The sequence below is a fragment of the Streptomyces xantholiticus genome, from assembly GCF_014651015.1.
GTDB lineage: Bacteria > Actinomycetota > Actinomycetes > Streptomycetales > Streptomycetaceae > Streptomyces > Streptomyces xantholiticus.
Map to the genome: position 1 here is coordinate 326069 of NZ_BMWB01000001.1, position 21203 is coordinate 347271.

General features: G+C 70.6%; 17 protein-coding genes. 12 read left to right on the top strand and 5 right to left on the bottom strand.

Annotated features, from left to right (window positions below):
• Positions 1 to 57: 57 nt before the first annotated feature.
• The 3 genes from IE198_RS01495 to IE198_RS01505 all read right to left on the bottom strand — a co-directional run bounded on the left by IE198_RS01495 (position 58) and on the right by IE198_RS01505 (position 5179).
• Positions 58 to 1803 (bottom strand): BCCT family transporter, encoded by a 1746-nt coding sequence (locus IE198_RS01495; RefSeq protein WP_229833722.1) that lies wholly within the window; start codon positions 1801 to 1803, stop codon positions 58 to 60.
• 125 nt (positions 1804 to 1928) lie between these two features.
• A complete protein-coding gene (locus IE198_RS01500; RefSeq protein WP_189881774.1) occupies positions 1929 to 3221 on the bottom strand; it encodes a M14 family metallopeptidase in 1293 nt (430 codons plus the stop codon).
• Positions 3218 to 5179, bottom strand: coding sequence for a Xaa-Pro dipeptidyl-peptidase (locus tag IE198_RS01505; RefSeq protein ID WP_189881775.1), 1962 nt, complete (start codon positions 5177 to 5179; stop codon positions 3218 to 3220). Before IE198_RS01505 ends, IE198_RS01500 begins: the two co-directional genes overlap by 4 nt.
• Before the next feature lie 191 nt (positions 5180 to 5370).
• Between IE198_RS01505 and IE198_RS01510 the strand changes: the two genes are divergently transcribed.
• The 4 genes from IE198_RS01510 to IE198_RS01525 all read left to right on the top strand — a co-directional run bounded on the left by IE198_RS01510 (position 5371) and on the right by IE198_RS01525 (position 9287).
• Positions 5371 to 6882, top strand: a complete 1512-nt coding sequence (locus IE198_RS01510) for a M1 family metallopeptidase (RefSeq protein WP_189881776.1) — start codon at positions 5371 to 5373, stop codon at positions 6880 to 6882.
• 53 nt (positions 6883 to 6935) lie between these two features.
• Positions 6936 to 7520 carry a sugar O-acetyltransferase gene (locus IE198_RS01515; RefSeq protein WP_189881777.1) on the top strand — a complete coding sequence of 195 codons (585 nt, stop codon included), beginning with the start codon at positions 6936 to 6938 and terminating at the stop codon, positions 7518 to 7520.
• Positions 7521 to 7524: 4 nt separating this feature from the next.
• A complete protein-coding gene (locus IE198_RS01520; protein WP_189881778.1) occupies positions 7525 to 8085 on the top strand; it encodes a TetR/AcrR family transcriptional regulator in 561 nt (186 codons plus the stop codon).
• Between the two features lie 176 nt (positions 8086 to 8261).
• Positions 8262 to 9287, top strand: coding sequence for a LacI family DNA-binding transcriptional regulator (locus IE198_RS01525; protein ID WP_189881780.1), 1026 nt, complete (start codon positions 8262 to 8264; stop codon positions 9285 to 9287).
• Positions 9288 to 9357: 70 nt separating this feature from the next.
• Here IE198_RS01525 and IE198_RS01530 read toward each other — a convergent pair whose 3' ends face one another.
• Positions 9358 to 12135: a glycosyl hydrolase gene (locus tag IE198_RS01530; RefSeq protein ID WP_189881782.1), complete on the bottom strand. Its 2778-nt coding sequence runs from the start codon at positions 12133 to 12135 to the stop codon at positions 9358 to 9360.
• Positions 12136 to 12371: 236 nt separating this feature from the next.
• Here IE198_RS01530 and IE198_RS01535 point away from each other — a divergent pair, with 236 nt between their 5' ends.
• The 4 genes from IE198_RS01535 to IE198_RS01550 all read left to right on the top strand — a co-directional run bounded on the left by IE198_RS01535 (position 12372) and on the right by IE198_RS01550 (position 17079).
• Complete coding sequence (locus tag IE198_RS01535) at positions 12372 to 13673, top strand: ABC transporter substrate-binding protein (RefSeq protein ID WP_189881784.1); 1302 nt, start codon at positions 12372 to 12374, stop codon at positions 13671 to 13673.
• A 114-nt stretch (positions 13674 to 13787) separates the two neighbouring features.
• Positions 13788 to 14735: a carbohydrate ABC transporter permease gene (locus tag IE198_RS01540; RefSeq protein ID WP_189881786.1), complete on the top strand. Its 948-nt coding sequence runs from the start codon at positions 13788 to 13790 to the stop codon at positions 14733 to 14735.
• On the top strand, positions 14732 to 15634 hold the full coding sequence (locus tag IE198_RS01545) for a carbohydrate ABC transporter permease (protein ID WP_189881788.1): 903 nt from the start codon (positions 14732 to 14734) through the stop codon (positions 15632 to 15634). Before IE198_RS01540 ends, IE198_RS01545 begins: the two co-directional genes overlap by 4 nt.
• Before the next feature lie 47 nt (positions 15635 to 15681).
• Entirely contained in the window at positions 15682 to 17079 is a 1398-nt protein-coding gene (locus IE198_RS01550; protein WP_189881790.1) for a GH1 family beta-glucosidase, read from the top strand.
• Here the strand turns inward: IE198_RS01550 and IE198_RS01555 are convergent.
• Complete coding sequence (locus IE198_RS01555) at positions 17054 to 17929, bottom strand: oxygenase MpaB family protein (RefSeq protein WP_189881792.1); 876 nt, start codon at positions 17927 to 17929, stop codon at positions 17054 to 17056. The genes IE198_RS01550 and IE198_RS01555 overlap by 26 nt on opposite strands.
• Positions 17930 to 18157: 228 nt before the next feature.
• Here IE198_RS01555 and IE198_RS01560 point away from each other — a divergent pair, with 228 nt between their 5' ends.
• The 4 genes from IE198_RS01560 to IE198_RS01575 all read left to right on the top strand — a co-directional run bounded on the left by IE198_RS01560 (position 18158) and on the right by IE198_RS01575 (position 21203).
• On the top strand, positions 18158 to 18676 hold the full coding sequence (locus tag IE198_RS01560) for a GNAT family N-acetyltransferase (RefSeq protein ID WP_189881794.1): 519 nt from the start codon (positions 18158 to 18160) through the stop codon (positions 18674 to 18676).
• 174 nt (positions 18677 to 18850) lie between these two features.
• Positions 18851 to 19489: a hypothetical protein gene (locus IE198_RS01565; protein WP_189881796.1), complete on the top strand. Its 639-nt coding sequence runs from the start codon at positions 18851 to 18853 to the stop codon at positions 19487 to 19489.
• 105 nt (positions 19490 to 19594) lie between these two features.
• Positions 19595 to 19822 carry a ferredoxin gene (locus IE198_RS01570; RefSeq protein ID WP_189881797.1) on the top strand — a complete coding sequence of 76 codons (228 nt, stop codon included), beginning with the start codon at positions 19595 to 19597 and terminating at the stop codon, positions 19820 to 19822.
• Entirely contained in the window at positions 19779 to 21203 is a 1425-nt protein-coding gene (locus IE198_RS01575; protein ID WP_373299737.1) for an NAD(P)/FAD-dependent oxidoreductase, read from the top strand. Before IE198_RS01570 ends, IE198_RS01575 begins: the two co-directional genes overlap by 44 nt.

The following is a 21203-nucleotide window of genomic DNA, read 5'->3' on the forward strand; positions in this document are numbered from 1 at the left end:
CAGCGGCCCGGCCGCTGCCCCCGCCGCCGGGGCGAACCGGGCCGACGCGCCCCCCGGTCAGCCCGATTCCGGGCGGCCCTTGCGCCGTTCCGGGTCCTCGTCCGCCTCCCGGCGGGGTTCCGGCTCCTCCGCGGGGATCCGGCCGGCCTCTGGGCCCGTGCCGGAGCCGATGCGGATCTCGAACTCCCCGGCGTACTTCTCGTGGCCCGCGATCACGGCCGTCTCCAGCGCCTCCTCCGCGATCTCGCCACGGACGATCAGCGGATCCTGGCGGAGGTCGCGCATCAGCGCCACGCACATACCGATCATCACCAGCACGAAGGGAGCCGCGACCAGGATGGTCAGATGCTGCAGGCCCGCGAGCGCGTCACCCTTGCCCTCCCCGACGAGCAGCATCACGGCGGCCACCGCACCGGTCACCACACCCCAGAAGACGACGACGAGCCGCTGCGGTTCGAAGGTGCCCTTCTGGGAGAGTGTGCCCATCACGATCGACGCGGCGTCCGCGCCGGACACGAAGAAGATGCCGACGAGGATCATGACGAGAAGGCTCATCACCCCGGCGATCGGGAACTCCTGCAGCACACCGAAGAGTTGACCCTCCGGGGTCGTCTCGCCGCCCAGTCGGCCGCGCTCCTCGAGCTGCATGGCCGTGCCGCCGAAGACGGCGAACCAGATCAGGCTGACCGTGCTCGGCACCAGAATGACGCCGCCGACGAACTGGCGGATCGTGCGGCCGCGGCTGATGCGCGCGATGAACATGCCGACGAACGGCGTCCACGAGATCCACCACGCCCAGTAGAAGACCGTCCAGCTGCTCAGCCAGTCGGCGACGTCACCGCCGCCGGTCGCCGCCTCCGTACGTCCGGCCAACTGCGGCAACTGGCCGAAGTAGGAGGCGAGCGAGGTGGGGATCAGGTCGAGCACGAGGATCGTGGGGCCGGCGACGAAGACGAAGAGGACGAGGACCACCGCCAGCACCATGTTGGTGTTGGACAGCCACTGGATGCCCCGCTCCACACCCGAGACGGCCGAGAACACAAAACACACCGTCAGCACCCCGATGATGGCGATGAGCAGCCCCGTGCCCGCCTTGGCCATCCAGCCCAGCTCCTGGAACCCGCTGCCGATCTGCAGGGCACCGAGGCCCAGCGACGTCGCGGATCCGAAGAGCGTGGCGAAGATCGCGAGGATGTCGATCACCCGGCCCGGAGCGCCCTCGGCACGCTTCTTGCCCATCAGGGGCTCGAAAACGGCACTGATGTTCTGCCGCCTGCGACGCCGGAAGGTGCTGTACGCGATGGCGAGGCCGACGACCGCGTAGATGGCCCACGGGTGCAGCGTCCAGTGGAACAGCGTGGTGGCCAGGGCGGTCTGCATGGCGTCCGCCGCGTCGATCGGGTCGGTGCCGGGCGGAGGCGTCGTGTAGTGCGCCAGCGGTTCGCTGACGCCGTAGAACATCAGGCCGATGCCCATGCCGGCGCTGAACATCATCGCGACCCAGGAGGCGGTCCGGAACTCCGGCCCCTCGTGCTCCTGCCCGAGCGGGATGCGGCCGTAGCGGCTGACGGCCAGCCACAGCGCGAAGACGACGAAGCCCGAGGCGGCAAGGACGAACGCCCAGCCGCCGTTGTGCATCAGGCCGTTCAGCAGCGTGTCGGAGGCGCTCTCCAGCGTCTCCGTGAACACCGAGCCCCAGAACACGAAAGCGAGGGTGAGCACCGCCGACACACCGAAAACCACCCGGTCCGTGACGGCAGGTCTGTCCTCGTGCGGATGGCGGCCGGGCAGCGCCGCCTTCACCGGATACCACAGCCGATTGCCCGGCTTCTGTACTTCGTGCGACACGGGGGCACCTTTCACGAATACGCGGAGCGTGGTGTCACTCCCCGCTACCCCCTACCACACGAGCCACTCTCCCCCCGGCTTCAACAGGCCTCCACCGGTTCCCCCACAGTGAGGTGGTAGGCCGCGCGGGTGTCGAGCAGCAGCGGCACGAGTGCGCGTTGCGACTGCCGCAGCGGCACGAGAACGCCTTCCCCGTCCGGCCGGAACAGGACGCCGTGAAGCGCGAGTTCGTCCCCGACTTCGGCGTGCTGCGCGGCGTCGAGCCGGTAGCCGCAGGGCGGGTCCTCGAGGGTCTCCTCCGGCGCGGGCGGGTCGTTGTCCGCGCCGCCGAGGTGGACCGGCCCCCGGTCCTTGTGGCCGGACAGGCGGGCGGCGGTCGTGACGGCCTCGATCCGCAAGCGCCGCTCGTCCGCGTACCTCAGCAGTCCGTCGAGTGCCGCGAGCTGGCTGTCGACCCGGCGGCGATGGTTCCGTGCGGGATCGGCCTGCTCCGCCTCGCTCAGTGCGTCGACGCGGCTCTCGACGAGCAGGCCGACCGCGTTCTTGATGCCGGAGGCGTTGCGCAGGATGCGTTCCTGGCCGTCGCCCGCGGTCTGCCTGATGGGATCGCCGGTGACGGGGTCGGTCCAGATGCCGTACGTGCCGGTGCTGTACCCGGCGCGGCCGGCGGCAGGGCGGACGTAGGAACCCGAGAGGGCCTGCGCCTCGTCGTGCACACGGGTGTCGGTGTTGAGGTTGCGGGGCCACAGGTCGAACAGGTCCTTGTCGTAGTACGGCGGTGTGGCGCCGTACTCGTGAAGGTCGTGAACGACGTCCGGCCGCCGGTCGCGGACGACGGCGGCGAGGGCCCGGCCCTCCGCCGTCCTGAGCGCGATGTGGTCGCGGTTGATGTCGGCGCCGTCCGCGTTGCCCCGGGTGTCCGCGGCCCGGCCGTCGGGGTTGGCGGTCGGCACGACCATCAGGTGCGTACGGGACAGCAGCCTCAGCGTGTGACCGTCCCGCGCGAAGGCGAGGTCGCGGATCGTGGTCAGACATGCCTCCCGGCCGGCCGGCTCGTCGCCGTGCTGAGCGCAGATCAGCAGAACGGTGTGCGGGGAGCTGCCGTTCCCGAGGTGGACCAGTTGCAGCGGGCGGCCCTGCTTCGTCGTGCCGATGTGCTCGTACGACATCCGGTCGCTGCCGCGCTCCACGGCGGCGAGGAACCGCTGCTCCTCCGGCTGACCGGTCCAGCGCGCTCCCCCGCTGGTCTCGAAGCCGGTGCGGGGCGGGGTGTGCGCAGCTTGGGCGTTCCCCGTGAGCAGCGGTACGGCGAGGGCGGCGGCGGCAGCCGTCAGGGCGAGGGTTCGGGCGCGGACACTGATGGTGGTCTTCATCGGGTGCTGCCTCCCGGAATCGGGCGGATCGGACGCGGCTCTGCGACTCCCCCGAGGCCGGAGACGGCCGGAGCGGGCACCGGGCCCTCCACCGCACGGGCGAAGGCCTGCCTGCCGCCGACGACGGGCAGATCCGCAGCGGTACGGGCGAGTTCGAGGGAGATCCGCGGTGTCGTGTCGGGCGGGTCGACCAGGTCCCTGTCGGTGCCGGCCACGATCAGCGCTAGCCGGTGGCCCGCCGGGACGACGTGGTCGCTCGCATGCAGGTCGACGGTGACGGTGTACGGCTTGCCGGGAGTCAGCACCTTGTCCCGGTGGCCGCCCAGGTCGGCCCAGCCGCGGCTGAAAATGGTGTGGCCGACTGCGGTGGTCCGCGCCTCGGTCTCCTTGTAGCAGGAGCTGTCGCCCGTGGTGCTCGCACCCCAGCAGGTGCGCTCCGTGAGGGTGGTGATGCCTTCTCCCGGTGCCGCGTAGTCGCGGATGGTGTCCGGGCCGAGGTCGACGAGGACGGCGGACAGATGGGCACTGGTCGTCGACGGTGTGGCGGTCACGGTCACCCGGGAGGAACCGGACAGGCGCAGGTCGCGGCCGAGCGGGCGGGTGACAAACCCGGCCTTGGCGGCTGTCGGGGTGTCGATCGCTGCGGCCCAGTCGGTCTCGTCCTCGCGCGGGTCGTCGGTGAACGTCTCCACGGTCCCCGGGTGCGCCGGCGTCAAGGACAGCGTTCCCACGCCGGGCCTTTGGCCACTGTCCGGGCGCAATGCCGCGGTGGCGGTCGTGCGGGGCGGCCAGTGACGGTCGGTGGTCCAGCGGTCCGGTGCGCGTTCGATGTCGGCCATCGGCTCCCGGTCGATTCCGTTGTCGTAACCGAGGAGGTAGTGGTCGAACCAGCGGTGCAGGGTGCGCACCCATGCGCCGCGCCGGAAGTCGAACGGGTCGACATGCCCCGTCTGCGACAGCCACACCTTGCGCTCCACGCCCATCTCGGCGAGGGCGACCCACCACTGGCCGAAATGCTTGGAGCGGACGTTCAGGTCCTGCATGCCGTGCACGGCGAAGACGCTGGCCGTGACCCTGTCCGCGTCGGGCACGTAGTCGCGCTCCGCCCACAGCGGGGTCAACTCGCCGCTGCGCGGGGCCCCGTCGACCAGCCGCTGCTGGACGGCCCGGCAGTGCTCGCGGGCCCCGGGGCTCTCCACGTAGTCGGACAACCACTCGGGGCCGGAGTTGTAGAGCGGCGCGCCCTGGGCGAAGTAGTAGTCGTACCAGGAGGAGATCGCGCCGATCGGGACGATGGTCCTCAGCCCGCGTACCCCGGTGGCCGCCACGCCGTTGGCAACGGTGCCGTCGTAGCTCTTGCCGATCATCCCGGTTGCGCCGGTGGACCAGCCGGCGCTCGCCCGCTCGACGCCGGTGCGGGTGGTGTATGCGCGGGCCCGGCCGTTCAGCCAGTCGACGACGGCCCTGGCCGACTGGACGTCGGACCGCCCGCCGACGTCCACGCATCCGTCGGACCGGTTGGTCCCGGCCAGGTCGACGGCGACGAAGGCGTAGCCACGGGGTACGAAGTAGTTGTCGTAGTACAGCGGGAACTGCACGGGGCGGCCGTCCGCGTCGTACGTCTTGCGCTGGCTCTCGTTGCCGCGCCCGCAACAGGCGTAGTAGGGACTGGCGTCCATGATGACCGGCACCCGCCGCTCGCGCTGCGCCGCCTCCCGAGGCCGCACGATGTCCACGGCGACCCGGTCGGTCCTGCCGTCACCGTCCCCGTCGAGCCGGGTGTCGACCCAGACGGACTCGCGGATCGCGTCGTCGTAGGAGTACACCGGTCTGCTCTCCCTGGCCGGCGTCGCCCCCTGCGCGCCGGTGGGCGCGACCGTCAGGGCCACGAGGACGGCCGAGGCCGCCGCCACCAGCGATCTGCACGTCAAGCGGGTTCTCCGCGCACGTTTCGGCATGGGCGGAAGCTACTCCGGTCAACTGCCGGTGCGACAGAGGGCGTACGGGCGTCGGCTGCGCTCCCCTGTTCGGCGGCGGGCCATGTCGGCCGGATGGCGGTCATATGAAAGGCCGAGGTTCGCTCCTGACCGGAGGGCGGGGACGTGTCTAGGGTCCAAGAGATCATCCGTTCCAACGACTTGGAGCATCCGTGCACCGCAGACTGATCGTCCCGAGCGCGCTCGCGGCCACCCTTGTGCTGGCGATCCCGGCTTCCGCCGCGAACTCCTCGGCAGGAGCACCGGGCATCGGCGACCCGTACTACCCGGCTGCCGGCAACGGCGGATACGACGTGTCGCACTACGACCTTCGGCTCAAGTACCAGCCGCAGACGGACCTGCTGGAGGGCACGGCGACCCTGCTCGCCACCGCCACACAGGACCTGAGCCGCTTCAACCTCGACCTCGGGCTCGAAGTGAGCGAGGTCAGGGTGGGCGGCAGGAAGGCGAGGTTCACGAAGGAGGGCGACCAGGAACTGGTCGTCACTCCGGTCGCGCCGCTCGCGAAGGGCAGCGCGACCTCCGTGGTGGTGCGGTACGCGGGCAAGCCGTCACAGTTGAAGATCGGCGGCTGGACGGCCTGGCACCGGACGCCGGACGGCGGCGTGGCGGCGCAGGAGCCGGATTCGGCCGTGTGGTGGTTCCCGAGCAATGACCATCCGCTGGACAAGGCGACGTACGACATCTCCGTATCCGTGCCGGACGGTTCGCAGGCCATCAGCAACGGGGTGCTCGTCTCGCAGAGCTCCAGGCTGGGCTGGACCCGCTACAACTGGCGATCGAACAAGCCGCAGGCGTCGTATCTGGCCACGCTCGCGGTCGGCAGGTTCGACATCACCACCGAAAAGACGTCCGACGGGCTCCCGATCCTGAACGCCTACAGCAAGGATCTCGGCGACAACGCGGGCGCCGCGCGGGCCAGCATCGAGCGGACCGGTGAGGTGGCCGAGTGGCTCACCGAGGTGTTCGGGCCGTACCCGTTCAACGCGCTGGGCGGCTACGTCCCGAACGTGACGAGCGGATACGCCCTGGAGACCCAGACCCGCCCGTTCTACAGCCCGCGGCAGTTCGCAGCAGGCGCCAACGTGTCGGTGGTGGTGCACGAACTGGCACACCAGTGGTACGGAGACAGCGTCTCCGTGAAGGGCTGGAAGGACATCTGGGTCAACGAGGGCTTCGCCCGGTACAGCCAGTGGCTGTGGTCGGAGAAGGAGGGCGAGGGCACGGCGCAGGAGCTGGCCGACTGGGTCTACGCCCAGCACCCGGCGGACGACGCGTTCTGGACGGTCGCGCCGGGCGACCCCGGCCCGCAGAACCAGTTCCATCTGGCCGTCTACGACCGCGGCGCACTGGCCCTGCAGACACTGCGCAACGAGATCGGCGACGAGGACTTCTTCGCGATCCTGAAGGGCTGGCCGGCCGAGCACGCGTACGGCAACGCCGAGGTGGGCGACTTCGTCGCGTACGCGGAGCGGGTCTCGGGCAAGCCGCTGGCCGGGCTGTTCGACACCTGGCTGTACGAGCCGTCGAAGCCGGGCGCGCCGGCCGCGGCCGAGGCGCGCATCGCCCGGCCGGAGGGCGCCGAGCCGGAGAGGCCGAGGTCCTGGAAGGCCATCGCGTCGACGAACACGATCCACGAGCACGGACGCGGACACGAGCACTGACGCAGCCGTGGGCATGCGTACGATCGTACGCCTTATGGTGTACGATCGTACGCGTGCCCGACCACTTCGCAGGTGACGCCCGCACCAACCGCGAGCGCATGCTCGCGGGCGACCTCTACATCGCCGACGACCCCGACCTCTCCCGCGAGGCGCAGCGCGCCGTGCGCCTGGCCGCCGAGTACCTGGCCGCGTACGCACAGGACTCGGACGCCGCACAGGCGGTCGTCGCCGAGCTGATCGGCAGCCTCGGCGCGGGCGCCCACATCAAGCCGCCGCTGTTCGTCGACTACGGGACGTACATCACGATCGGCGAGGGCACCTTCGTCAACTACAACCTCACGGCACTGGACGTCGCGCCGATCACCATCGGCAGGGACTGCCAGATCGGCCCGAACGTCCAGCTGCTGACCCCGACGCACCCCGTGGAGCCGGGTCCGCGCCGGGACAAGCTCGAGGCGGCGCTGCCGATCACGATCGGCGACAACGTGTGGCTCGGCGGCGGGGCGATCGTCCTGCCCGGCGTGACGATCGGCGACAACAGCGTCATCGGCGCGGGCGCCGTGGTCACCAAGGACGTACCGGCGAACGTCATCGCCCTCGGGAACCCGGCCCGCGTGGTCCGCCCGGTCGAGGTGTAGGGCGATGGCGACGGGACAGGTGGACCCCGAGCGGCGGGAACGCATCATCGCCGCCACCCTCGACCTCATCGCCGAGGAGGGCGTCGCGGGCACCTCGCACCGCAAGGTCGCGGCCCGGGCGGGCGTGCCGCTCGGCTCGATGACGTACCACTTCCGCGGCATGGACGAACTGCTGCGCGAGGCATTCACCCGCTTCTCCCACACCGTCGTGGCGCTCTTCGAGGAACACCTCGGGGCCGCCGCCTCCCCCGAGGAGGCACGGACAGCGGTCGCGGACCTGATCCACCACCTGTCCGGGGCCGACGAGCGCGAACTGGTGCTCACCCACGAGCTGTACACGCTCGCCGCCCGGCAGCCGGCCTACCGCGAGCTGACCCGGGAGTGGATGCGCAGCAGCCGGCGCGCCCTGGAGCGGCACTTCGACGCGGCGACGGCCCGTCAGCTGGACGCGCTGATCGAGGGCCTCTCGATCCACCGCGCGCTCGAGATCGAACCGCACGACCGTGCGCTGACCGTCGACGCCGTTGCCCGTATTACCGCCGCAGGGCTGCCCTCCGGCACGTGATCCCCGAGCCGCCCGGCCGGTGCCCGACCTGACGAGGGTGCCGGCCGGGCTCACCTCCGCCGGGCATGGTGGGAGCGCTCTCAAACCGTCCGGGAAGGCGGATATCCTGTCGGCGTCAGATCATGTCGCCGACCGGCGCACTGGACGACCACTGGAGCAGACGAGGAGCGCCTCACGTGCCGGAGCAGACCGCTGGGTCCCGTCCCACTCTGGAAGCCGTCGCGGCGCGCGCGGGTGTCTCCCGTGCCACGGCCTCCCGGGTCGTCAACGGCGGTGAGGGGGTGCGCCCGCCGCTGGTCGACAAGGTGCGCCAGGCGGTGGAGGAGCTCGGTTACGTGCCGAACCACGCGGCGCGCAGCCTGGTCACCCGGCGCAACGGCGCGGTCGCCGTGGTCATCGCGGAGCCCGAGATGCGGATCTTCTCCGACCCCTTCTTCGAACAGCAGGTGCGGGGGATCAGTCGTGAGCTCACGGCGCACGACTCCCAGCTGGTACTGCTGTGGGTGGAGGGGCCCGGGGACCACGACCGGATCGCGCGCTACCTCGGCGGCGGGCATGTCGACGGCGCCCTCGCCTTCTCCCTGCACAACGACGACGAGCTGCCCGCGCTCATCGGCAGGACGAAGATCCCCATGGTCTTCGGCGGGCGCCCGGCCGCGGGCGCCGACCTCACCGTCCCGTACGTGGACGCCGACAACCGCGGCGGCGCCCGGGAGGCCGTGCGCCATCTGGTCTCCCGGGGCTGTAGGAACATCGCGCACATCGCCGGCCCACGCGACCAGACCTCGGCCCAGGACCGGATCGACGGTTATCACGACGTGCTCGTGGACGCCGACCCAGACCTCTTGTGCCAGGGCGACTTCACGGAGGCGAGCGGCGCGCGGGCGATGGCGGAGCTGCTGGACCGCCGGCCGGACGTCGACGGTGTCTTCGTCTCGAACGACCTGATGGCGTCGGGGGCCCTGCGCACCCTCCGGGAACGCGGACTGCGGGTGCCCGAGGACGTGGCCCTGGTCGGATTCGACGACATGGTGTCGGTCGTCGGCACGACCGAGCCGGCCCTGACCACGGTCCGGCAGGACATCGAGGGCATGGGCCGGCTGATGGTCCGACTGCTGATGCGGCTGCTGAACGAGTCCGGCGGCGCCGCCCCGGCGTCCGTGATCACCCCGACCACGCTGGTGCGGCGGGCATCGGCCTGATGCCCGCCGCCTCTGCGGTGTGCGGCTGTCAGCTCTCAGCAGTCAGCGGTCAGCGGTCAGCGGTCAGCGGTCAGTTGTAGGGGATCACCAGGACGGACTTGTCCGTGCCGGTCTGCAGCTTCGAGGTGCCGTTGCCAATGGCGCTCCACACCTCGAGGCGTACGGTGCCGCCCACCAGGTTGCCCGGGCTGCCCGTGGACGCCTTGAGGCCGCGTGAGTGGCTGTACTCCTCCCAGCCGGCCACCGGGTCGGTTGCGAAGTACTGGTACGTCTCGGTCCGGTCGAAGCTGCCGTCACCGGTGAGGTCGTAGCTGATCCGGGCCTGCTGACCGATCCCGACCGTGGTGCCCGCGTCCAGCTGGAGGCGGAAGGCGGTCTGCGCACCCGGATTGAGCGTGCCGTTGACTCCCCGGACCTCGTAGACGAGCGGCAGGTGCGGGGTGCCGTCGTAGTTGGCACCGCCGGCCGAGGCGATGGTGTCGCTGCCGGCCGTTCCGCCGGTCGCCGTGGTCAGGGTGCCGCCGCTGCGCAGTTGGAAGACGTTGCCGGTCGGCGGCTCCGGGTCGGGGTCGGGATCGCCTCCACCGGTCCCGGTGCCGGTCGCGGTGGAACGGGCCGGCACGGAGAGCGTCTTGCCGTCGGAGAAGGTCACGGTGCGGGCCGTCGAGCCGTGGTTGTGGGCCGCGTAGGTGCGCGTGGTGCCCTTGGCGAAGACGGCGGAGGTGGGAATGTCGCCGGTCACGGTGGCGTCGGGCGCGCCGAGGGTGTCGAGGGTGCTGATCCAGTGGTACGTGTGCCCCTTCGACTCGCCCTGCTCCGGGGTGTATCCGGCGTGGCCCGCATCCCACTTGGCCTTTGCCGTGGCGGGGTCGGCGAGGGACTGGAACTCCCACAGGATGTCGCGCCATTCGACGGCCGGGCCGCCGTTCTCGCGCTCCATCTCGGCGATGTTGCGCCGGATCGCGCTCTTCGCACCGCCGAGGTGCAGTGAACCGCCGGTGACGGGCAGGACGTTGATGCCGTGGATCTCCTCGGGATTGGCCGTCCACCAGGTGGCGTAGGCGGCGCCGCTGCCCCAGACCATGCCGGCCGTGTCGTGGCCGAAGGTGGAAGGGAAGACCTGCTCTTCGGCGTCGAACCAGTACTGGGCGATCGCCTGTGACTCGGTGGTCAGCAGATAGGTGCCGAGGTCGCGCAGCGTGGTGTCACCGGTGGCCGAGCCCCACAGGACCAGAGCGGCGCTGAGATTGGTGGACTCTGACGACGACTCCTGGTTGTTGCCTGCGGCGAAGCCCTGGTGGCCAGAGGCCCAGCTGTGGCCGGCGTAGACGTCGAAGCCGCGCAGGAAGGGGAAGGCGGTGTCGGTGCGGCTGGGGTTGGCGGTGTCGCGTACGAGGGTCTTGACCATGCCGCCCCAGGCGGAGTCGGCGGCCCAGGCCTGGTCGTACTGGGCGACGATCGCCGCCGCACAGACGTAGTAGCTGTAGTGGAAGTGGTGGTCGTTGAGTTCGGTGTCGCTGCCGTAGGAGGCGGGGTAGCCGGTGAGGGTCTTCCAGTCCTTGTCGTAGGAGAACTCGCCTGCACCGCCCGCCGTGAACCAGTCCTGCAGCTTGCCCTTGATCAGGGCGAGGAGCCTGTCGCGGGTACCGGTCTCGCCGATCTGGTCGGCCACCGGTACGAGCTGGGCCAGACGGCCGAGTGCCTTGCCGGTCCAGTAGGTGTCGGAGGCTCCGGAGAAGGGGTCGGAGGCGTTCACGACCTCGTTGAGATGGCCGCGCAGCCGGGCGGCGTCCACGCCGTTCGTCCTCGGCAGCGCGGGCAGCACCGCGGCGGCCCTCTGGCTCGTGGTGAAGGTGGCCGACTCGCGGACCTTCATGGTGCCGCGCGGCGAGAGGTAGGTGTAGGAGGTGAGCGGGTCCGTCGTGCTGCGCCACTGGTGCCGGTAGAGGGCCTGGAGCGTGCCGCGCTCGGTGCCTTCCTTCGCCTCGGTGGTGAGCGTGTAGGTGGCCCTGACCGTGCCGCCGGCGTAGCTCCAGGCGACCTTGGAGCCGGTGACGAAGCTGTGGGCGTACTTCCGATAGGTCGCCAGCGCGCTCGTGGACGGCAGGACGGCGACGGAGAAGTAGTCCTTGCCGCCGAGGCCTGCGGTGACGGTGGAGCCGGAGACGTTCCAGTCGCTGCCGGTCGGCGCGAAGAGGGCGTAGTGGTGTCCGGCGACGGTGATGCCGAGGACGTTGCCCTGGTCGGCGAAGACGGCGGGCGCGCCGGCGGTGGTGATCTGCGCGTTGCCGCCGGAGCCCTTGGCGTACACGAACGGGGAGCCGTGGCCGATGGTGGTGCGCAGGGTGCGGGCGCCGTCGGACCAGTAGGGGGTGACGGTCCAGTCGGACCAGTCGTCGGCCTTGGTGTCGGGCGAATTGAGACCGGTCAGGCCGATGGTGAGGTCGCGCTTGTGGGCGTACTCGTACTGGCGGCCGTCGCCGACGATCGCCGGGTTGGTCGGGTAGCCGATGTCGAGGCCGCCGGCCGTGGCCTGGTAGGTGAGGGGGTGGCCGTACATGGGGGTCGAGTACGGGTTGTCGCCGTAGCGCTGGAAGGCCAGGGAGGACCACCAGTCGTTGGTGGGCACCGGCCGGTTCCTCGCTGCGGCGGTGACCTTGGGGGTGACCGGCGTGCCGGTGTTGGTGGTGGGGCCCGACGTGCCGGCGGGGCGGGTGTCGGAGTAGCTGCCGGCGCCTACGGGGACGGTGGCGGCGGCCGCCGGCGCGGCGGCCGGGCCCAGGCCGAAGGCGGCCATGGCGGAAGCCAGGACCAGTGCGGCGGCCGGTCGGGTGCGGGGGGCTGGCATGCGGCACCTCAAGTCATCACGGGAAGGGTGGCTGAGAGCGCTCTCAGATGGCCGAAACGTAAAACCCCCGAAACGCAGGTGTCAATACATCGAACACGAACGGAAGTTGGCCCCGAGTCCAAGCCGTTACTCCTTCGAGTCTTGACGGGACGAGCGCCGAGCGGGCAACCTCCAAGCGCAGCTTTGAGAGCGCTCTCAAAGGCTCTCGTTCCACCTCGAAGCCAAGGGAGGCTTCCATGCCCATCGCCAGAGCCGCCAAAAGGGCCGCCGTCCGCCTGGGTGCGGTCGCGCTCGCCGGGGCACTCCTCGCCGCATGCGGATCCGGTTCGTCGGGCACCTCGTCCGACGGTGAGAGCGGGAAGGTCACGCTCACCGTCGACCTCTTCGGCTCCTTCGGTTACAAGGAGGCCGGCCTCTACGCCGAGTACGAGAAGCTGCACCCGGACGTGACGATCAAGCAGACCGACACCGAGGACGAGGCGGACTACTGGAAGTCGCTGCAGACCCGGCTGGCCGGCGGCGGTGGTCTCGCGGACGTCCAGGGCATCGAGGTCGGTCGGATCGCTTCGGTCACCCAGCAGCAGTCCGACAAGTTCGAGGACCTGACGAAGTACGGCGCCGACAAGCTGAAGAGCCAGTTCGCCGAGGCCAAGTGGGCTGCGGCCACCAAGGACGGCAAGGTCCTCGGTCTCGGCACCGACGTCGGCCCCGAGGCCATGTGCTACCGCACCGACCTGCTGAAGCAGGCGGGTCTGCCGACCGACCGCGAGGAGCTCGCGAAGAAGTGGTCGACCTGGGACGGCTACCTCGAACTGGGCAAGCAGTACAAGGCCAAGGCGCCCGCCAAGAGCGCCTGGCTGGACAGCGTCGGCAGCCTCTTCTCCATCATGATCGGTCAGGAGAAGGAGCGTTACTACGACGCCTCCGGCAAACTCGTCTGGGAGACCAACCCGGCGCTGAAGAGCGCGTGGGACACCTCCGTCGAAGCGGCAGAGGACGGCCTGAGCGCCAAGCTCGACCAGTGGTCGCCGCAGTGGAACCAGGCATTCGCCGCCGGTTCCTTCGCCACCATCCCCTGCCCGGCCTGGATGCTCGGCTACATCAAGGGCCAGGCCGGCGACAGCGGAAAGGGCAAGTGGGACATCGCCAAGCTGCCCGGCGGCGCCGGCAACTGGGGCGGCTCGTACCTCTCCGTCCCCCGCGCGGCCAAACACAAGAAGGAGGCGTACGAGCTGATCCAGTGGCTCACCGCCCCCGAACAGCAGGCCAAGCTCTTCCAGAAGCAGGGCAACTTCCCCTCCTCGACCGGCGCCATCGAGAAGGTGGCGGACGCCACCGACCCGTACTTCTCCGGCGCGCCGATCGGCCAGATCTTCGGTGACGCGGCCAAGGCGGCCCCGGTCCAGGTCCTCGGCGTACACGACCAGAACGTCAACCAGCAGATCACCAACGCGCTGAACGAGGTCGAGCGCAAGGGGATCTCGTCGGACAAGGCGTGGGGGAACGCGAAGAAGGGCGTCGACAACACCATCGGCTGACGTTTCGCCCCGCCGCAGCCCCTTCGGGCCGGTCCGTCGTCCTTCGACCGCCCGCACCGGACCGGCCCGAAGGCCACCCCCGCCCCGTACCGACTCATCCCGAAGGGCCGCCCCGTGACCCTCACCGCTTCCGCCAAGCCGGTCGCACCGTCCCGGCCGCCGGCCGTGCGGCGCGCCTGGCGCAAGCTCTCGCCGTATGCCTACATCGCCCCGTTCTTCACGCTGTTCGCCGCCTTCGGGCTCTTCCCGCTGATCTACACGGCGTTCGTCTCGCTCTACCGGGTCGAGCTGCAGACGCCTGGCGACATGGAGTGGCGAGGGCTCGGCAACTACACCGCGCTGCTGGGCGACGAGTTCTTCTGGACCGCGCTGCGCAACACCTTCACCATCGGGGTGATCTCCACGGTGCCGCAGCTGGTGATGGCGCTCGGTCTGGCGCATCTGCTCAACTACCGCCTGCGCGGGCGCACTTTCTTGCGCACCGCGATGCTGCTCCCGTACGCGACGTCCGTGGCGGCAGCCACGCTCGTCTTCGCCCAGCTCTTCGGCCGGGACTTCGGGTTGATCAACTACGTGCTCGGGCTGGTCGGATTCGGTCCCGTGGACTGGCAGACCGGCACCGTCGCCTCACAGATCGCCGTGTCCACCATCGTCATCTGGCGCTGGACCGGCTACAACGCGCTCATCTACCTGGCCGGCATGCAGTCCATCCCCACCGAGCTGTACGAGGCGGCGGAGATGGACGGCGCCTCCCGATGGCGGCAGTTCCTCCATGTCACGCTGCCGGGGCTGCGTCCCACGATCCTGTTCACCGTGGTCGTCTCCACGATCGGCGCGACGCAGCTCTTCGGTGAGCCGCTGCTGTTCGAGGGCTCCATCTCCGGCGGCATCTCGCACCAGTACCAGACACTCGGCCTCTACATGTACGAGCAGGGCTGGGGCTTCTTCCACCTGGGGCGCGCCGCCGCCATCGCCTGGGTGATGTTCCTGCTGATCCTGGTGCTCGTCGGGGCCAACGCCCTGATCGCGCGCCGCCGTTCCCGCAAGGAGGCCGGCCGATGACCACGCTCGCCGCACCGCCGACGAAGCAGCCGGCCCCCGAGAAGCCCGCCCCGGCCACGCGCGGCCGCTCCCGCGCGGGCCGCACCATGAAGGGCGGCAAGCTCGCATACGCCATCCTGATCGCCGCCGTCCTCGTCTCCGCCTTCCCCTTCTACTGGACGATCGTCGCCGCCAGCCGCTCCAACGCCGATCTGGCGAAGGTGCCGCCGACGCTGCTGCCCGGTCCCAACCTGATCCGCAACTTCGAGGCGGTGATGGAGGAGGCGGACATCGGCAAGGCGCTGCTGAACTCCTTCATCGTGTCCGGGTCCATCACCGTCGGCACCGTCCTGTGCTGCACGCTCGCCGGTTTCGCCTTCGCCAAGCTGCGTTTCCGCGGCCGTGGCGCGCTGCTGGCCGTCACGGTCGGCACCATGATGATCCCGCCGCAGCTGGGCGTCATCCCGCTGTTCATGCTGATCGCCGAACTGCAGTGGGTGAACCAGCTGCAGGCCGTGATCCTGCCCGGCCTGGTGAGCGCGTTCGGCGTGTTCTTCATGCGCCAGTACCTGGTGCAGTCGCTGCCCGACGAGCTGATCGAGGCCGCCCGCGTCGACGGCGCCTCTACCGCCCGGATCTTCTGGTCGATCGTGGTCCCCGTCGCGCGGCCCGGTATGGCCGTCCTCGGCATGCTGACGTTCATGGCCGCCTGGAACGACTTCTTCTGGCCGATCGTCGCGCTCTCCTCGCAGGAGCCAACCGTCCAGGTGGCGCTGCGCCAGCTCGGCGGCGGTTACGTCCACGACCAGTCCGTGATCATGGCGGGCACCCTGCTCGGCACTCTTCCGGTGCTGCTGGTCTTCGGTCTGCTCGGTCGGCAGATCGTCGGCGGCATCATGCAGGGCGCTGTCAAGGGCTGACATCCACTCCTCTCGCTCGACGTCTCACCCCCTGGGAGTTCCACCTCATGACCGCGCTCGACGCACGCCCCGACACCACGACGACACTCCGGTTCCCCACCGGATTCCGCTGGGGCACCGCCACCGCCGCCTACCAGATCGAGGGTGCGGCAGCCGAGGACGGCCGCACGCCCTCCATCTGGGACACCTTCAGCCGCATCCCGGGCAAGGTCCGCAACGGCGACACCGGTGACATCGCGGCCGACCACTATCACCGGATGCGCGAGGACGTCGCCCTGATGCGCCGACTCGGGGTCACCGACTACCGGTTCTCGGTCGCCTGGCCACGGGTGCAGCCGACCGGCCGCGGCCCCGCCGTGCAGAAGGGTCTCGACTTCTACCGCCGGCTGGTCGACGAGCTACGGCACGCGGGCATCCGGCCGGTGGCCACGCTGTACCACTGGGACCTGCCGCAGGAGCTCGAGGATGCGGGCGGCTGGCCGCAGCGCGAGACCGCCCAGCGGTTCGGCGAGTACGCGGGAATCATGGCCCAGGCGCTGGGCGACCGGGTGGCGACCTGGACGACGCTGAACGAGCCGTGGTGCGCCGCCTTCCTCGGCTACGGCAACGGGGTCCACGCCCCCGGCCGCACGAGCCCGACGGCCTCGCTGCGCGCCGCCCACCACTTCAACCTGGCACACGGCTGGGCCGCTCAGGTGCTGCGCACCGAGCTGCCCTCGGCCGCCGAGATCTCGCTGACGCTCAACCTCCATGCGGTGCGTGCCCACACCGACTCGCCGGACGACCTGGACGCGGCCCGCCGTATCGACGCGGTGGGCAACCGCATCTTCCTGGACCCGGTCTTCCGCGGCCGGCTGCCCGAGGACCTGGTGCGGGACACGGCGCAGGTCACCGACTGGTCCTTCGTCCTGGACGGCGACCTGGAAGTGGCAGCCGCGCCGATCGACTCGCTGGGCATCAACTACTACTCCCCCACCGTCGTCGCCGCCGGTTCCTCCGAGTCGCCCTCACCGTGGGCGGGCGCAGAGCAGCACGTACGCTTCCTGCCCGCACCCGGGCCGCGCACCGCGATGGACTGGCCGGTCGACGCCGACGGCCTGCACGAGCTGCTGATCCGGCTGCGTGACGACCTGCCCGGCGTGCCGCTGGTGATCACCGAGAACGGGGCGGCCTACGACGACTACGCCGACCCGTCGGGCGAGGTGCACGACCCGGAGCGGGTTGCCTATCTGCACGCCCATCTCTCGGCGGTGCACCGCGCGATCGGCGAAGGCGCGGACGTGCGGGGTTACTTCCTGTGGTCGCTGCTGGACAACTTCGAGTGGGCGTACGGCTACAGCAAGCGGTTCGGCATCGTGCACGTGGACTTCGCCACGCAGCGCCGCACCTTCAAGGACAGCGCGCGCTGGTACGCGGAGGTCATCGCCCGCGGCGGTCTGACCTGAGCCGCTGGGCCCGGCGCGCCTCGCGGGCCAGGGGCAGGTAGCGCAGCCGCTCGGGAAGTACGGGCACGACGGCCCGTACGAGCCGGGCGAAGCGCCGCAACCGGCGCTCCTGCCCGTCGGTCCAGGGCAGGCCGATGGCCTCGCGGGCGTCCGGCGGCATCAGCCCGATGGTCATGAACCGGCGGAAGCGGGCGAGTTGTGGCCGCAGCAGCGGCCACAGGACGCGCAGCACCAGCCGGAGGGCGCGCGGCCCCCGGTCGGGCGGCGGCACCGGCTGGTCCACGGCCACCAGCTCCCGTACGACGACGGTCGCCTCGAGTTCGTCGGCGAGCACCTTGCGGTAGTACGGCCAGAACTCCTCGATCGTCTGCGGCATGTCCCGGTCGTGGACGCCGAGGATCCGGCCGACCTGGAGCCACTCCGCGTACAGCTGCCGCTCCTCGGCCTCGGTGAGCTCGCGCACCAGATACCCGGCCGCGTGCCGGTAGACGGGGAAACCGGTGGCGTGGACCCACGAGTAGTAGGCCGGGTTCAGCGCATGGTAGCGGCGACCGTGGCTGTCGGTGCCCTGGATGGTGCGGTGCAGTTCGCGGAGCCTGCGCCCCTCGGCGGCGGCCGCCTCACCGCCGTAGATCCACAGTTGCAGGGAGCGCAGGGACCGCTCACCGCGGCCCCAGGGGTCGGTGCGGAAGACGGAGTGCTCGTCGACACCCGCGCCGACCGCGGGGTGGGCCACCTGCATGGTGAGCGCCGCGGGCAGCATCAGCAGGGCGCGGACGTCACCGGCGAGGCCCCAGAGCACGCCGCCGGGCGGGGGCGGCAGAGGGTCTTCGGCGGCTGCCCTGCTCATCGGTTCTCTCCCCTGGGTACGGCCCGGTCGGTCACCTCCCAGTATGCGACCCGGAGCACAGGCGCCCCGCCGGCACCAGGACGCACCGGACCCCCGGGCGACGTGAACCCAGGAGTTCGCCGAGCCGGCCCGACCAGGGACGACAGGTACATCTGGACGATCACCTGGCAGGAAGCCGGTCTCGGGCCGCACGCCATGGCGAACAGGCGTCCCGATAGCCTGCGTCGTATGACGGACATCGTGATCAGGCCCGCCGTCGCGGACGACATCCCGGCCGTCGTGGCCATGCTGGCCGACGACCCGCTCGGGTCTGCGCGGGAGTCCCCGGACGATCTCGGGCCCTATCTGACGGCCTACGAGCGGCTGCGCAGTGATCCGAACCAGTTCCTGATGGTGGCCGAGCGCGGTGGAACGGTCGTCGGCACGCTCCAACTGACCGTCGTTCCCGGCCTGTCCCGCCGCGGCAGCACCCGTTCGATCATCGAGGGGGTACGCGTCCACAGCTCGGAGCGGGGCCGGGGACTCGGCCAGCAGTTCATCGAGTGGGCGATCGACAAGTCCCGCGAACAGGGCTGCCAACTGGTCCAGCTGACCTCCGACGCGTCCCGCGGTGACGCGCACCGGTTCTACGAGCGGCTCGGTTTCACCGGCTCCCACATCGGGTTCAAACTCCGGCTGACGGCGCCGGCGGGCGCCGCCGGAACCGGCGCGGGAGAGCCGGCAGGGCACCCCGAGCCGCAACGGTGACACAGGCTGCTCATCCTCAGCGGCGGTTCGGCGAACCCCGCCGGACGACACCGGGCCGCCCGCGTCGTCCATGACCTGTACGGCGCACCACGCTCGTCCTCCCGAGCGGCCCCGGTGGCGCGAGCTGCCGAATCGACGCTGTCTGTACGAAACAAGTACAGAAAGCGAGGAAACATGGGGTCGAAGCACGAGCGCCTCGGGACACCGCGGGCTGCCGGGATCGCCGGGGTGGTGTTCGCCGTCCTGATGGCCGCGGCGATCGTCCTGGTCCGCATTGCCCTGCCCGGCGGGGCCGGCGGGGACCACATCACCATTGACGCCGGGCAGCGGGATGCCGTGCAGACGGCGCTGGCGCTGCTCCCGTTCGCCGGGATCGCCTTCCTGTGGTTCATGGGCGCCCTGCGCGAACAGGCTGGTGAGGCAGAGGACCGGTTCATCGCCACCGTGTTCCTGGGCAGCGGACTGGTCTTCGTCGCCACCCTGTTCGGCAGCGCCGCGGCAGCCGGGACCGTACTCGACGAGAGTCAGCAGGACTCGCCTTTCGGCCGCCACTTCGCCTACACCCTGCTGACCACGTACACGATGCGGATGGCGGCGGTGTTCATCTTCACGACCTCGGCCATCGGCCGCCGACTCGGCGTCTTCCCGCGACCGCTCATCGCCCTCGGCTATCTGGCGGGCCTGACACTGCTCGTGGTGGGAGCGGACCTGCCGTGGTCCGAACTGGTCTTTCCGGCCTGGGCACTGGTCGTCAGCCTGTACATCCTGGGGGGCAGGCGTCCCGCCGGGTCACGGCCCGCCGCCCCGGTCTGATCCGGTGCAGCTCACTCCAACGGTCTTCCCTCGTCGCCGCATCTCTCTCGGCCCCCGAAGGTTGTCCCAGGGGGTGACCCGAGCCCATTGGAGAGGACCGATCCCTTGGTAAGGCTTGTCGTCGACCTGAACCGCTGTCAGGGGTACGCGCAGTGCGCCTTTCTCGCCCCCGAAGTCTTCGTCATGCACGGCGAAGAGGGGCTGCTGTACAACCCGGAGGCCGAGGAGGCACAGCGCGAGAAGCTGGCTCAGGCGTCCGCGGCCTGCCCCGTCCAGGCCATCCTCGTCGATGCGATGGACGCACCGGCCGAGGCGGTGTCCGGTGAACGGTGACGGATCCCTGGAACGGCTCAGACGTGAGGGCCGCATCGTCGTCGTCGGCGCCTCGCTGGCGGGCCTGCGGGCCGCGGAGACCCTGCGCGACAAGGGCTTCGCGGGTTCCCTGACGATGATCGGCGACGAGCCCTACGAGCCGTACGACCGACCCCCGCTGTCCAAGCAGGTGCTGCTGGGCATGGCACCCGCCGACAGCACCGCCCTGCCCAGGCGCCGTGCCGTCGACGCGACCTGGCGGCTCGGCGTACCGGCCACAGGCCTGGACATGGCCGCCAGGCGAGTGCGGCTGGCCGACGGCGACGAGGTGCCGTACGACCGGCTGCTGATCGCCACCGGGGTGCGGGCTCGACCGTGGCCGCGTGAGGCCGAGGCGGAACTCGACGGCGTCTTCGTGCTGCGGACCCGCGAGGAGGGGGCGGCGCTCGCGCGGCGGCTCGCCGACGGACCCAAGCGGGTCTTCGTCATCGGCGCCGGCTTCACCGGCTCGGAGATCGCCTCCGCCTGCCGCGAACGCGGCCTCTCCGTCACCGTCGCAGAGCGCGGTGCGGCACCCCTGGTCGGCGCGCTCGGCGGGGTGGTCGGTGCCGTCGCCGCCGATCTCCAGCGCGAGCACGGCGTGGATCTGCGGTGCGGGGTCATGGTCACCTCTCTGGAAGGGGACTCCTCGGGACGGGTACGTGCGGCGCATCTGTCCGACGGCTCCACCGTGGAGACCGACGTCGTGGTCGTCTCGCTCGGCGCCACCCGCAACACCGAATGGCTCGCCGGGTCCGGACTCGGGGCCGGCCCCCGCGGCATCGCCTGCGACGCCGGCTGCCGCGCCTTCGACATCCGCGGAATCGTGACCGACGACATCTATGTGGCCGGCGACGTCGCCCGCTCCCCGCACGCCCTGTTCGGCTACCAGTTCCTGTCCCTGGAGCACTGGGGCAACGCCGTCGCCCAGGCCGAGATCGCGGCGCACAACATGATCAGTGAGAGCGCCGACCGCCTCCCCCACATGTGGGTGCCGGCCTTCTGGTCCTCGCAGTTCGGCGTGAACATCAAGTCGGTCGGCGTGCCGTCACTGGGGACGGAGATCATGGTCCCGCAGGGCACGCTCGCCAGTCGCAGGTTCATCGGCGTCTACGGGTACCAGGGGCGCGTCATCGGCGCGGTCGCCTTCGACCATGCCCGGTGGCTGCCGTTCTACCAGGAGCTGGTCGAGACCACAGCGCCGTTCCCGCCGCCGTTCCCCACGGTCGACCGGCACCCGGACGGGCAGCGGCCGATGGACGCGGACTTCCCCGACCCGTCGGTCCCGACCCACGGCCCCACTGTGACCCTCAGCGGTTATTCGCCGGCCGACCGCCGGATGACGTTCACCCCCGCGCACTGA